Source organism: Streptomyces sp. NPDC096046, assembly GCF_040303285.1.
Taxonomy (GTDB): Bacteria; Actinomycetota; Actinomycetes; order Streptomycetales; family Streptomycetaceae; genus Streptomyces.
On sequence record NZ_JBEOSZ010000031.1, the window covers coordinates 20,309 to 34,163 of the forward strand.

The window sequence follows — 13,855 nt, forward strand, 5'->3', positions numbered from 1 at the left end:
CTGCCGCAGGCGGCGGACCGGGACGCGACGGGGGAGCCGTCCCGGGGGGAGTTCGGGGAGCTGTACCGCTGTCACATCACCAGAGGCTGTCCAGGCCGGGCCAACTCCGGGTTGCGTAAGTGGGGACTGGGTATGGCGCGCGGGATGCGGCTGTGTGGGGAGCGTCATCGAGGCCTTTGCGCGGAGGGACGGAGAAGAGCGGGATCGGGCCGATTGTGCGGGATGCCGGGGCGATAGGCGAGCTCCTTGACCTCAATGATGCTTGAGGTTCTACGGTCTTCCCCATGAGCATGGAGACCACAGCGTGGACACAGCTGCACAGCGTCATGAACGCCGAACGGGAGCGCCGCCCCTTCGCCCTGGCGACCCTGCGCCGCATCGGCGCGTTCGCCCGCCCGCACCGGCGCCGCATCACCCTCTTCGTCCTGCTCGGCGTGGGCACCGCCCTGCTCGCCGTGGCGACCCCCGTCCTGGCCGGGTGGGTCGTGGACACGATCGTGTCGGGCGGCGACGAGGGCAGGGTCGTACGCCTCGCCCTGCTCATCGCGCTGATCGCGGTGGCGGAGGCGGCGCTGGGCATCCTCGGCCGGAGACTGTCCGCGACGCTCGGGGAGAATCTCATCCTCGATCTGCGGACCGCCGTCTTCGACCATGTGCAGCGCATGCCGATCGCGTTCTTCACACGCACTCGTACGGGCGCCCTCGTCTCCCGGCTCAACAACGACGTCATCGGCGCCCAGCGCGCCTTCAGCAACACCCTCTCCGGAGTGGTCAGCAACCTCGTCACCCTGCTGCTCACCCTCGCGGTGATGCTCACGCTGTCCTGGCAGATCACCCTGCTCGCGCTGGTGCTGCTGCCGGTGTTCGTGATCCCGGCGCGGCGCATGGGCAGCAGGATGGCCCGGATGCAGCGGGAGGCGGCGACGCTGAACGCGGCGATGGGCACCCGCATGACCGAGCGCTTCTCGGCCCCCGGCGCCACCCTGGTCAAACTCTTCGGGCGGCCGGAGCAGGAGTCGGAGGAGTTCGCCGCACGAGCCCGCCGGGTCGCGGACATCGGGATCCGGACGGCGACCGCCCAGGCCGCCTTCATCACCGCCCTCACGCTGGTCTCCGCTCTCGCCCTGGCCCTGGTCTACGGCCTCGGCGGCTGGTTCGCCCTGCGCGGCTCGCTGGAACCGGGCGCGGTCGTGTCGCTCGCGCTGCTCCTGACCCGGCTGTACGCGCCGCTGACCGCGCTCGCCGGGGCGCGCGTCGAGGTGATGAGCGCCCTGGTCAGCTTCGAGCGTGTCTTCGAGGTGCTCGACCTCAGGCCGCTCATCGAGGAGAAGCCGGACGCGCGCCCGGTGCCCGACGGTCCCGTGGCGGTCGAGTTCGAGAACGTCCGCTTCGGCTACCCCGCGGCCGACAAGGTCTCCCTGGCCTCCCTGGAGGAGGTCGCGTCCCTGGACAAGCGAGGTGGCGACGAGGTCCTGCACGGCCTGTCCTTCCGCGCCGAACCCGGCCGGACCGTGGCGCTCGTCGGCTCCTCCGGCGCGGGCAAGTCCACCATCGCGCAGCTGATGCCGCGCCTGTACGACACCGACGGGGGAGCCGTGCGCGTCGGCGGCGTCGACGTCCGCGACCTCACGGCGCGGTCGCTGCGGCAGACCCTCGGCATGGTCACCCAGGACGGCCACCTCTTCCACGACACCGTCCGCGCCAACCTCCTGCTCGCCCGCCCCGAGGCCACGGACGAGGAAGTGTGGGACGCCCTGCACCGGGCCCGCCTCGACGACCTCGTGCGGTCCCTGCCCGACGGCCTCGACACCGTCGTCGGCGAACGCGGCTACCGCCTCTCCGGCGGCGAACGCCAGCGCATGACCATCGCCCGGCTGCTGCTGGCCCGCCAGCGCGTCGTCATCCTCGACGAGGCCACCGCCCACCTCGACAACACCTCCGAGGCGGCCGTCCAGGAAGCCCTCGCCGAAGCCCTCGCGGGCCGCACGGCGGTCGTGATCGCCCACCGCCTGTCCACCGTCCGCGCGGCCGACCAGATCCTGGTCGTCGAGGCCGGCCGGATCGTGGAACGGGGCACGCACGAGGAACTCCTGGCGGCGGGGAAGCGGTACGCGGAGCTGTACCGCACCCAGTTCGAGGGGGCACGGGCGACGGCGGTGGAGGAGGCCGCCTAGAGCGGTGAACACCTGCCCGGACCTGTCCGTACTCCCGTCGAGTACTCCTGCCGACAGCCGCACCCGGAGAGGCGAAGTGTTCCAGCAGCGACCGCACGTACGATCCACCCGGCGGACCCCGTCCCGCGCCCGGCGGCACGCCGCCGCCACGGCCGGGGTCCTGGCCGTGTTCGCCCTCGGCACGGCCTGCGGCGGCGGTGAAGACCGCGGGGCGGCGGTGCCGCCGAGCGTGTCGGCGGCACCCGCCGCCGGGGTGGTCGCGCCGGCGAAGGTCGAGGTCATCGCCGGTCTGACCGGCTGCAAGGCGAAGATCCGCACCGAGGCGGACGAACTGCGTGAGGGCGTGTGCCGCACCGAGAAGGGCACCTACCTCATCACCACCTTCCCCGAGGAGAAATTCAAGGAGACCTGGCTGGAAGCGGCCCGCGTGTACGGGGGCACCTACCTGGTCGGCACGCGCTGGGTGGTCAGCGCCAAGCCCGCGATGCTGGAGCCGCTCCGCGCGAAGCTCGGCGGCACCGTCCGGAAGCTGACCGGCGTCGGCCCGCGCGCGAACGCCTCCTGACGTCACCGCGGACCGGACCTTCTCCCGACACGTCTCTTTCGGTTTGCGCTGGTGGACGTCATGATGGTGCGACTCGGCAGATGAGCCGCCCCTGTCGCGGCGGCCCCGGAGAAAGATCGTCGTGGTCGCCACCTTCCGTCGCCATTCGCTCGCGGGCGAGATGCTGGTGCTCCAGCTCGCCATCGTCGTAGTGGTGCTGCTGGCTGTCGCCGCGGTCTCCCTGGCCCAGTCCCAGGCCACCTTCAACCGCGTCGAGGGACGCAGGGTGAGCGCGCTCGCCGAACGACTGGCCGCCAACCCCCTGGTGCGCAGCCAGCTCACGCGCCCCGCGTCCGGAGAGGCGCTCGCCCCGCTGGTGCTCGCCACACAGGCGCAGTCCGGGGTGACCTCGGTGACGGTGGCCGACAGCGCCGGGCGGATCGTCAGTTCCACGAATCCCACGGTGGTCGGGGAGCGGATGCGGCTGGGGCCGGGCACCGCGCGTGGGCGGGGCTGGTCCGGGCCGTTCACGCTGGACGGCAACCGCGAGCTGGCCGCCCAGGTCCCCGTCCTCGGGGCCACCGAGGAGAACCTCGGCCGGATCCTCGGCACGGTGATGATCGGCGAGGCCGATCCGACCGTGTGGCAGCGGCTCAGCGGCGCCTCCTCCTACCTGATCGCCTATCTGGGCATCGCCAGCGGACTCGGCGTCGCCGGTTCCTGGCTGCTGGCGCGCCGGGTGAAACGGCAGACCCTCGGACTGGAGCCGGGCGAGATCGCCGGGCTCGCCGAACACCGTGAGGCGATGCTGTACGGGATCGCCGAGGGCGTGATCGCCCTGGACCCGCAGCACCGGCTCACCCTCGTCAACGACATGGGCCGCCGGCTGCTCGACCTGCCCGAGGACTGCGTCGGCCAGAGCCTGGAGGGGCTCGGCATCGACGGGCGACTGCGCGACGTGCTGTCCGGCACCGCCGCCGGCGAGCGCGACGAGGTCGTCGTCCGCCACGGCCGGGTCCTGGTGATGAACCGGATGACCGTCACCAAGGACGGCCGGTCCCTCGGCTCGGTCACCACCCTGCGCGATCGCACCGAACTGGCACGCCTGGAGCGGGAGATCGGCTCCTTCCGCAGCTCCTCGGAGCTGCTGCGCGCCCAGGCGCACGAGTTCGCCAACCAGCTGCACACCATCTCCGGGCTGATCCAGATCGGCGAGCAGGACGAAGTCGTGCGCTACATCCGCGCGTTGAGCCGGCACCGGCAGTCCCTGGACGTCACCCTCAGCCGCCGCGTCCGGGACACGGCGGTGGCCGCGCTGCTGATGGCGAAGGCGTCCCTCGCGGCCGAACGGAAGGTCAGCCTGCGGATCTCGGACGACACCGCGCTGGAGCGGCTCGCCCCGGAGGACGCCGCCGACGTGGCGACCGTGGTGGGCAACCTGGTGGACAACGCCGTCGACGCGGCCTGCGCACAGGACGACGCCTGGGTGGAGGTGGCGCTGCGGCAGGACGTCTCCGGTGTCGAGATCGTGGTCCGTGACTCCGGGCCGGGCGTGGCGCCCGAGCTGGCCCGCGAGGTGTTCTCCCACGGTTTCACCACCAAGGCCGCGCGCGAGGGCGGGCGCGGCATCGGACTGGCCCTGACCAAGCTGGTCTGCGAACGGCACGGGGGAGAGATCTCGGTGGCCAACACCCCCGAAGGGGCCGTGTTCACCGCACACATGACCGTCAGGCACCTCACCGGCACGGTGGCGGAAGGAGCGGCACCATGACCGCAGCGAGCGACAAGGCGGACACGATCGACGTCCTGGTGGTCGACGACGACTTCATGGTGGCCAGAGTCCACCGCGCGTTCGTCGCACGCGTCGAGCCGTTCCGCGTCGTCGGCACGGCCCACACGGGCGGACAGGCCATCGAGGCGGTCGACGCACTGCGCCCCGACCTCGTCCTGCTCGACCTGTACTTGCCGGACCTGTTCGGGCTGGACGTCATACCCCGGCTGCGCACCGCGGGCCACGACTGCGACGTGATGGTCATCAGTGCGGCGACGGAGGCCGACACCGTGCGCGGGGCGGTCCGCCGCGGCGTGGTCGACTACCTGCTCAAGCCTTTCGAGTTCGACGATCTGCGTCTTCGCCTGGAGCGCTACGCCGCGCAGCGGGGCCGGCTGCTCACGACGGTGGTCCGGGGCCAGGCGGACGTGGACCGCGTCCTGGCCGGCGCGTCCGTCCCCGCACCGGCGTCCACCCTGCCCAAGGGCATGAGCGTGGAGACCGCCGACCTCGTCGAGCGGGCCCTGCGCGAGGCGGACGGCACCCTGTCCGCCACCGAGTGCGCAGCCGTCACCGGCGTGTCTCGGGTCAGCGCCCGCCGCTACCTGGAGTACTTCCACGGCACCGGCAGCGCGGAGGTGTCCCTGCGCTACGGCGCCGCCGGCCGGCCCGAACGCCGCTACGGCTGGCGGGCCTGAGCCCGACCCGGGGCCGGCACGTCAGGGCTGGTTGGTGAGGTAGCCGCCCATGGAGGTGAAGTACTCGGCGGCGGGCAGCTCCCGGCCGTCCTCGGTGCGGACGCGGGTGATGGCCAGTCCGCGGTTGCGTCCGGTGCGCGCGTCGGCGCCGGCGACGATCACCACGCCGTCGCCCTCGCGGTAGAAGACGCGGCCGGGCGTGCCGCCGTACCGGCCCTCGGACACGAACGACGCCAGGACGTCGAGCCGCTTGCCCCGGTGGAAGGTGTAGGCGCTGGGGTACGGCTCGGACTGGGCGCGCACCAGGCGCTCCAGATCCTCGGCCGGCCAGTTCCAGTCGATGCGGCTGTCCTCGTCGGCCCGCTTGTGGAAGAAGGACGCCCGGGTGCGGTCCTGCCGGGTGAACTCGGTCTGTCCGGAGGCGATCAGGCCGAGCGCGCCGATGGTGACGGGGGCGATGAGGTCGACGGTCTTGTGGAAGAGGTCGGTGGCGGTGTCCGTGGGGCCGACCGGCACGGCCTCCTGCCGGACGATGTCGCCGGCGTCGAGCTCGTCGTTCATCATGTGCGCGGTGACGCCCACTTCGGACTCGCCGTTGATGAGGGCCCAGATCAGCGGGGAGAACCCGGCGTACTTCGGCAGCAGCGAGTCGTGCACGTTCAGGGTGCCGTGGCGCGGCAGACCGAAGACGCGCGGCGGGATCCACGTCCGCCAGTTGTTGGCCACGATGATGTCCGGGTCGGCCGCCTTGAGGCGCTCGAACAGCTCCTCGTCGTCGGGCCGGTTGCGGATCAGCACCGGGACGCCGTGTTCCTCGGCGAGGTCGGCGACCGAGTCGCTCCAGATCTTCTCGTAGGCGTGCTCGCTCTTGGGGTGGGTGACGACCAGCACCACGTCGTGCTCGGACTCCAGGAGGGCTCGCAGGGTGCGGTGCCCCCAGGTCTGGTAACCGAACATGACGACCCGCATGGGGTTCCTCCTCAGAGCAAGGTGTTGGCCGAAGCAAGTAAAGCAAGCCTTACCTTAGTGTGCAACGGGAGTGCAGGATGGCCCAGTTGGGCGGAGGGCTGTTCGGTGGAGTCCGTTTTGCCCTGTCGACACCCTCTCAGGTTTAGCTTAGGCTCACCTAAGTTCCTTGGTGTGCCGCTCCGTTGGCATGCCCGTCTTTCGTTCCCTCCACACCTGACACGCGGCTGCCCCGCACGATGGGAGTGACATGTCGCAGGTTCTTCCTGGTGACACACCACCGATCCACGACCTGATCGGTATCGGCTTCGGGCCGTCCAATGTGGCCATGGCGATCGCGCTCCGCGAGCACAACTCCCGCGTCGCCAGGCAGGGGGCGGTCTCCGCTCACTTCTTCGAGCAGCAGCCCCGCTTCGGCTGGCATCGCGGCATGCTCATCGACGACGCCACCATGCAGGTCTCCTTCCTCAAGGACCTGGTGACGCTGCGGAACCCGGCCAGCGAGTACAGCTTCCTCTGCTACCTGCAGAGCAAGGGCCGGCTGATCGACTTCATCAACCACAAAAACCTGTTCCCGCTGCGCGTGGAGTTCCACGACTACTTCGAGTGGGCGGCGGCCCAGGTCGACGACATGGTCTCCTACGGCCACGAGGTGGTCGGCGTCGCTCCCGTGACCCGGGGCGGAGTCGTGGACCACCTGGAGGTGACCGTCCGGTCGGGCGGCGGCCTCGAAGTCCACCGGGCCCGCAACCTCGTCGTCGGCACCGGCCTGCGCCCCCTGATGCCCGAGGGCGTCGAGCGCGGCGAACGCGTCTGGCACAACTCCGAACTGCTCGCCAGGGTGGACGAGTTGGAGGGAACCGCACCCTCCCGCTTCGTCGTCGTGGGCGCCGGACAGAGCGCCGCCGAGAACGTGGCCTATCTGCACCGCCGTTTCCCGGGTGCCGAGGTCTGCGCGGTCTTCTCCCGCTACGGCTACAGCCCCGCCGACGACAGCAGCTTCGCCAACCGGATCTTCGACCCGCAGGCGGTCGACGAGTACTTCGCCGCGCCCGAGGACGTCAAGCGCCGGCTGATGGACTACCACGGCAACACCAACTACTCCGTGGTGGACATCGATCTGATCGACGACCTCTACCGGCAGTCGTACCAGGAGAAGGTCCTCGGCACCGAGCGTCTGCGGTTCCTCAACGTCTCCCGGCTCACCGGCGTCAAGGAGACCCGGTCCGGCGTCCAGGTCACGGTGACGTCCCTCGTCACCGGCGAGGACACCGACCTGGAAGCGGACGTCGTGGTCCTGGCCACCGGCTACAGCCCCGCCGATCCCACCAGCCTGCTCGGCGAGGTCGCCGACAGCTGCCTGCGCGACGCCCAGGGCCGCGTCCGTGTCGAGCGGGACTGGCGCATCGCGACCGACCCCGCCCTGCGCTGCGGCATCTACCTGCAGGGCGGCACGGAGCACACACACGGCATCACCTCGTCGCTGCTCTCCAACACCGCCATCAGGGTGGGCGAGATCCTCGACTCGCTCCTCGGCCGCGGGGCCGGACCCGCCGCGGACCAGCAGCGGACCCTCGCCGACGACACGGGCAGCACGGCCCGCTAGAGGTACTGACCCGTGAGGTCGGGGACGCGGCCGGCGGGGTTTCGCGGACCCCCCTCCAGGGAGGCACGTCCGGTCAACTCGCCGACAGCGCAAGGGATAACGTACGTCGTCATGGGCACGACTGTCGCAGTGGAGCGCCCCGCTTCCAGGGGCACGACGCAGATCCGTCGGCGACGGGTCGTGGGTCTGGGCACCCTCCTGGGCGTCCTCGTGATCGCCGTGGTCCTCTCGCTGGCCGTCGGCGCCCGCGCCTTGAGCCCCACCGAGGTGTGGAACGCCCTGGCCGGAACCCCGGACGCCGACAGGCGGCTCACGGAGATCAGGCTCATCGTGGAGACCGTACGGGTGCCCCGTACGGTCCTCGGGATCGTCGCGGGCACGGCTCTCGGTGTCGGCGGGGCGCTCATCCAGGGGTTCACGCGCAATCCGATCGCCGACACGGGCCTGCTGGGCGTGAACTCCGGTGCCTCGTTCGCGGTCGTCGTGGCGATCGCCGTGTTCGGGCTCGGCGACCCGTTCCAGTACGTCTGGTTCGCCTTCGCCGGGGCGGCCGTCGCCGGGGTCGTGGTGTTCGGTCTCGCGAGCATCGGACGGGGAGCCGGCAACCCGCTGACCCTCGCCCTGGCCGGCCAGGGCGTCACGGTGCTCCTCGCGGCGATGACCACCGCCGTCGCACTGTCGGACCAAGCGGCGCTGAACGCCCTGCGGTTCTGGAACGCGGGATCCCTCGCCGGTGTCGGATTCGACGTCATCTGGCCGGTGACGGCGTTCATCGGCGTCGGGCTGCTGCTGGCCCTGATCACGCTGCCCTCCCTCAACCTGCTCAACCTGGGCGACGACGTGGCCCGCGGGCTGGGCGTGAACATCGCGCTGAGCCGGACCGTCGGCATCACCGCCATCACACTGCTGGCGGGCGCGGCGACGGCCGCGTGCGGGCCCGTCGCCTTCCTCGGGCTCATGGTGGCCCACGTCGCCCGGTACCTGACCGGGCCGGACTACCGCTGGCTCGTGCCGTACGCCGGTCTGCTCGGAGCTGTGGTGCTGCTGCTGTGCGACATCGTCGGCCGACTGGTGGTCCGGCCGGGCGAGTTGGACGCGGGCGTCCTCGTGGCGCTCCTCGGCGCCCCCTTCTTCGCGGTTCTCGTGTGGCGCGGAAAGTTCAGGAAAGCATGAACGTGACCGAGGTGAAGCCGTCGCTGCCGCCGGGTGTGCGGTTCGGCCGCGTGTCGTTCGTCTGGCGGCCCTGGATCGTGGGCGTCACGCTGCTGCTGGCCGCGGCGACCTTCCTGGTGTTCTGCGTGTCCATCGGCGTGGGGGACTTCCCGATCGGCCTCCCGCAGGTGATCGCCACGATCCTCGGACGGGGCGAACAGGTCGACGAGTTCGTCATCATGGACCTGCGGATGCCGCGCGCCCTGGCCGGGCTCGTCGTGGGCGTCGCGCTCGGGGTGTCCGGCGCGATCACGCAGTCCGTCGCGCGCAATCCGCTGGCCAGCCCGGACGTTCTCGGGATCACCTCGGGGGCCGGCACGGTCGCGGTCTGCCTGGTGACGGTCTCGGGCGGGACCACCGCTGCGATCACGGGCTCCGTGGGCCTGCCGGCGGCGGCGCTCGCGGGCGGACTCGGCACGGGCCTGCTGGTGTACTTCCTGGCGTGGCGGCGCGGGATCGACGGCTTCCGGCTCATCCTCATCGGCATCTCGGTGAGCGCCGTGATGCAGGCGATCACGACCTGGCTGCTGGTCACGGCCGACATCAGGGACGTGGCCCGGGCCCAGGCCTGGCTGGTCGGCTCGCTGGAGGACCGCTCGTGGAGCGAGGTCTGGGCGGCCCTGTGGTGCGGGCTCGTCCTGCTGGCCGTCGTGTCCTGTGTGGCGTTCCAGTTCCGTCCGATGCACTTCGGTGACGAGGTCGCCGCCGGCCTGGGCGTCCGGTACACGCGGGTGCGGGCCGTCCTGCTGCTGTGCGCGGTGCTGCTGGCCGGAGTGGCGGTGAGCGCGGCGGGACCGGTCCCCTTCGTCGCGCTGGTGGCGCCGCAGGTGGCGATGCGTCTGGCGCGCTGCCCCACACCCCCGATGGCGGCTTCGGGCCTGGTGGGCGCGCTGCTGCTGATCGGCTCGGACCTCGTCGCCCGTACGGCGTTGCCGGTCTCGCTCCCGGTCGGCGTGGTCACCGCCGCGATCGGCGGGCCCTTCCTCGTCTATCTGCTGGTGCGGGCGAACCTCCGGTAGATGTACAAGAGTCAGGTGAACCTAATCAAGGGGGGACCCGTGGTCGCACAGTCCGTCACCGAGGCCGCGGTCGGCGGCACGCCGCGGCTGGCAGCCCGAGGCGTCACGGTCGGCTACGGCGGCCGGGTCGTCATCGACGAGCTCGACGTGGCGATACCGCCCGGTGTGATCACGACGATCATCGGCCCCAACGGGTGCGGGAAGTCCACCCTGTTGCGCACCCTGTCCCGGCTGCTGAAGCCGGCCAGGGGGACGGTCGTCCTGGACGGGGAGGACATCGCCAGGCTCAGGACCCGGGACGTGGCGAAGAAGCTCGGCCTGCTCCCGCAGGCGCCGGTCGCGCCGGAAGGGCTGACCGTGGCCGACCTGGTGGCCCGGGGCCGTCACCCGCACCAGAGCTGGCTGCGGCAGTGGTCCTCCGACGACGCCGACGTGGTGGCGGGAGCCCTGGCCATGACCGGGGTGTCCGACCTGGCCGACCGCCCGGTCGACGCGCTGTCCGGCGGACAGCGCCAGCGGGTGTGGATCTCCATGACGCTGGCTCAGGGCACGGACCTGCTCCTGCTGGACGAGCCGACCACCTATCTGGACCTGGCCCACGCGGTCGACGTCCTCGATCTGGTGGACGACCTGCACGAGTCGGGCCGTACCGTCGTCATGGTGCTGCACGACCTCAACCTGGCCGTCCGCTACAGCGACAACCTCGTGGTGATGCGGGAGGGCTCGATCCTGGCGCAGGGGCACCCCCGGGACGTCGTCACCGCCGAACTGCTTCACGAGGCTTTCGGGTTGCGTGCCCAGGTGATCGAGGACCCGGTCGGCGACCGGCCGCTCGTCGTGCCGATCGGGCGGACCCACGTGCAGCCGGAACACATCCCGACGCCCCGCCCTTAGTAAGGCTAGGCTAACCTCATTCTCTCGCGATAAGGTTTGCCTGCCCTTAGGCGAGGGTGCAGCGAACTAGCGCGAAAGCAAGGGGATTTGGATGCTCCTCCATCGAACGACGCCCGGGAAGCCATGGCGGCGGCTGGCGGCGGTCCTGTCCGCGGCCACCCTCGGCGTCGGTCTCCTCGCGGGATGCGGTTCCGGCTCGGCGGACTCGGCGGACGGCAAGAGTGAGGGCACCCGGGCCGCGGCCGCCGGTGCGTTCCCGGTCACCGTGGAGCACGCCTTCGGAAACACGACGGTCGAGAAGGCGCCCCAGCGGGTCGTCTCCGTCGGCTACACCGACGACCAGACCATCCTGGCCTTCGGCATCAAGCCCGTCGGCATGGTCGACCAGTACCCCAATCCGCCGGGCAAGAGCCCCGACATCAACACCCAGTGGCCCTGGGTGAAGGACAAGTGGGGCGACACCAAGCCCGAGGTCGTCATGAAGAACGGCGACTCGGGCCCCAACTACGAGAAGATCGCGGCCCTCAGGCCCGACCTGATCGTCGCGGTCTACTCGGAGATCGACCAGGCCGCCTACGACAAGCTCTCGAAGATCGCCCCGACCGTCGCCCGCACCAAGGGCGAGAAGGAGCCCTTCAGCGCTCCCTGGCAGGACAACGCACTGCACATCGCCAAGGCCCTGGGCAAGGCCGACGAGGGCCGGAAGATGGTCGACGACATCCAGGGGCAGCTCGACACGGCCAAGAAGGCGCACCCCGAGCTCGGCAAGGAGACCGCCGTCGCACTGTCCTGGTACAAGGACTCGGTGGCGCCCTTCACCTCCACCGACGTGCGCGGCCGGCTCGTCACGGGCATCGGCTACAAGTACCAGACCGAGATCGACAAGGTCGCGGACGGCAGCTTCTACACCACGCTCTCGCCGGAGCGCATCGACCTCGTCGACGTCGACCGCATCTTCGTCATCAACGACAAGGCCGACACCGAGGCGCTCAAGAAGTTCAAGCTGTTCGCCAACCTCGACGCCGTGAAGAAGGGCAACGTGTCCTACCTGCTCGACAGCGAGGGCCCGGCGGTCGGCGCGGCCATCTCCCAGGGCACCCTGCTGTCCATGCCGTACGCGATCGACGAACTCGTCAAGTCGGTCGAGTAGGGAAGTGAGCACCACCGACACGCGCGTCGCCCCGGCGACCCTGCGCACGACGACGGGACGCGAGGCCACCCGATGGGTCGCGGAGCACTGCCGCACCATGCCGGGGCTGACGGCCGCGACCGTGCTCACCACGGTCGCGGGGGCCGCGCTCCAGGTGCTCCCGGTGCTCCTGCTCGGCCGGGTGGTCGACGGGGTCGTCACGGGCGAGGACCGCTCGGTCCTGGTGACCATCGGGGTGCTGATCGGTGCCGCCGCGCTGCTCGGCGCGGCGGCCACCGCCGTGTCGACCTACCTGATCGGACGGCTCGGCGCGGATCTGCTCGCGCGTCTGCGCGAAGGCGCCGTCCGGGCGGTGCTCGGCATGCCGAGCGCACGGATCGAGCAGGTCGGCCGGGGAGACGTGCTCTCCCGGGTCGGTGACGACGTGGCCGTCATTTCCAAGGGCATCCGCACGGCCGTCCCGACGGTGTTCTCGGCGGGCGTCCTGGTCGTCATCGCCACGCTCGGGATGTTCGGCCTGGACTGGCGGCTCGGTCTGGCCGGAGCCGGCGCGCTGCCCGCGTACGCGCTGGCGCTGCGCTGGTACCTGCCCCGCTCCGCCCCGCTCTACCGCAAGCAGCGCGTGGCCCAGGCCGACCGGGCGCAGGCGTTCATCAGTGGCCTGAACGGCATCGACACGGTCCGGGCGTACCGGTTGGAGAGTGCCTTCCGCGAGAAGGTCACCACCGAGTCGTGGCGGGTGCGCGATCTCGGGATCGAGGTGTTCCGGTTCTTCGGCCGGTTCGTGGGCCGGGAGAACCGCGCCGAGTTCATCGGACTGGTCCTGATCCTCGTGGCGGGGTACGCCCTGCTGGAGGCCGACGCGGCCACCCTGGGCGAGGTGTCGGCGGCCCCGCTGCTGTTCCACCGGCTGTTCACCCCGCTGGGCGCCATCATGTTCACCTTCGACGAGGCGCAGAAGTCCGGTGCGAGCCTGACCCGCCTGGTCGGGGTGCTGGGGGAGTCCGCCGAGGAGCGGCTGGTCGGCGACGAGTCCGTCGCGGTGGCGCGAGCCGGGGCGTACCCGGTGACCGTCGAAGGGCTGACGTTCCGCTACCCCGGTTCCGAGGAGCCGGTGCTCCGGGACGTCAACCTCCGGATCGCGGCGGGGAGTTCCCTCGCCCTGGTGGGCGCCACGGGCGCGGGCAAGACGACCCTGGCCGCGCTGATCGCCGGCATCGGCACCCCGGAGGCCGGGTCGGTGCGCATCGGGTCGACCGACCTCGCCGATCTGGACGAGGCGGGGGCGCGGGCCCTGGTGAGCATCCTGACGCAGGAGACGCACGTGTTCTCCGGGTCGCTCGCCGACGACCTGCGGCTGTCGGCGCCGGGGGCGACCGACGCCGAACTGCTGGACGCGCTGCGCACCGTCGGTGCCGAGGGCTGGGTCCGCGCACTGCCCGAGGGGCTCGACACCCCGGTCGGCGAGGGCGGTGAGCGCCTGGACGTCACCAAGGTCGCGCAGATCGCCCTGGCGCGGCTGGTGCTGGGCCGGGCACCGGTGGTGGTGCTCGACGAGTCGACCGCCGAGGCCGGCAGCGAGGGCGCCGCCGAACTGGAGCGGGCCGTGCAGGCCGCCTGTGCGGGCCGGACCACGCTGTTCGTGGCGCACCGGCTGACCCAGGCGATGGCCGCCGACCGGATCGCCGTGCTGGACGCGGGCCGGGTCGTGGAGCAGGGCGCACACGAGGAACTGGTGGCTCTGGGCGGCCGGTACGCACGACTGTGGCGGGCCTGGAGAGAGGGTAGTTAGGCAACCCTTATTTAGGTTAGCCTAACTCC

The 13,855-nt window shown here is 71.2% G+C and carries 11 protein-coding genes; 10 read left to right on the forward strand and 1 reads right to left on the reverse strand.

The features are described from left to right. The first annotated feature begins 290 nt into the window (after positions 1-290). From ABTX62_RS24705 to ABTX62_RS24720, 4 genes are all read left to right on the forward strand, one after another. Positions 291-2,174, forward strand: coding sequence for an ABC transporter ATP-binding protein (locus tag ABTX62_RS24705; RefSeq protein WP_352118288.1), 1,884 nt, complete (start codon positions 291-293; stop codon positions 2,172-2,174). Between the two features lie 76 nt (positions 2,175-2,250). Further along, on the forward strand, positions 2,251-2,739 hold the full coding sequence (locus ABTX62_RS24710; protein WP_352118238.1) for a hypothetical protein: 489 nt from the start codon (positions 2,251-2,253) through the stop codon (positions 2,737-2,739). Between the two features lie 121 nt (positions 2,740-2,860). After that, positions 2,861-4,489 (forward strand): sensor histidine kinase, encoded by a 1,629-nt coding sequence (locus ABTX62_RS24715; RefSeq protein WP_352118239.1) that lies wholly within the window; start codon positions 2,861-2,863, stop codon positions 4,487-4,489. Further along, a complete protein-coding gene (locus ABTX62_RS24720; protein WP_352118240.1) occupies positions 4,486-5,187 on the forward strand; it encodes a response regulator in 702 nt (233 codons plus the stop codon). The genes ABTX62_RS24715 and ABTX62_RS24720 overlap by 4 nt, the downstream gene beginning before the upstream one ends. A 21-nt stretch (positions 5,188-5,208) precedes the next feature. Here ABTX62_RS24720 and ABTX62_RS24725 read toward each other — a convergent pair whose 3' ends face one another. Further along, the gene (locus ABTX62_RS24725) at positions 5,209-6,156 is read right to left on the reverse strand and encodes a methionyl-tRNA formyltransferase (protein WP_352118241.1); all 948 of its coding nucleotides are present in this window, start codon (positions 6,154-6,156) and stop codon (positions 5,209-5,211) included. A 247-nt stretch (positions 6,157-6,403) separates the two neighbouring features. On the opposite strand from ABTX62_RS24725, the gene ABTX62_RS24730 reads away from it, so the two are divergent. From ABTX62_RS24730 to ABTX62_RS24755, 6 genes are all read left to right on the forward strand, one after another. Continuing rightward, positions 6,404-7,759 carry a lysine N(6)-hydroxylase/L-ornithine N(5)-oxygenase family protein gene (locus tag ABTX62_RS24730; protein ID WP_352118242.1) on the forward strand — a complete coding sequence of 452 codons (1,356 nt, stop codon included), beginning with the start codon at positions 6,404-6,406 and terminating at the stop codon, positions 7,757-7,759. Between the two features lie 111 nt (positions 7,760-7,870). Further along, the gene (locus ABTX62_RS24735; RefSeq protein ID WP_352118243.1) at positions 7,871-8,932 is read left to right on the forward strand and encodes a FecCD family ABC transporter permease; all 1,062 of its coding nucleotides are present in this window, start codon (positions 7,871-7,873) and stop codon (positions 8,930-8,932) included. Then, on the forward strand, positions 8,929-9,990 hold the full coding sequence (locus ABTX62_RS24740) for a FecCD family ABC transporter permease (protein WP_352118244.1): 1,062 nt from the start codon (positions 8,929-8,931) through the stop codon (positions 9,988-9,990). Before ABTX62_RS24735 ends, ABTX62_RS24740 begins: the two co-directional genes overlap by 4 nt. 39 nt (positions 9,991-10,029) lie before the next feature. Continuing rightward, positions 10,030-10,884 carry an ABC transporter ATP-binding protein gene (locus ABTX62_RS24745; protein ID WP_352118245.1) on the forward strand — a complete coding sequence of 285 codons (855 nt, stop codon included), beginning with the start codon at positions 10,030-10,032 and terminating at the stop codon, positions 10,882-10,884. Between the two features lie 91 nt (positions 10,885-10,975). Then, complete coding sequence (locus ABTX62_RS24750) at positions 10,976-12,034, forward strand: iron-siderophore ABC transporter substrate-binding protein (RefSeq protein ID WP_352118246.1); 1,059 nt, start codon at positions 10,976-10,978, stop codon at positions 12,032-12,034. Between the two features lie 4 nt (positions 12,035-12,038). Beyond that, complete coding sequence (locus ABTX62_RS24755) at positions 12,039-13,826, forward strand: ABC transporter ATP-binding protein (protein ID WP_352118247.1); 1,788 nt, start codon at positions 12,039-12,041, stop codon at positions 13,824-13,826. Positions 13,827-13,855 lie beyond the last annotated feature (29 nt).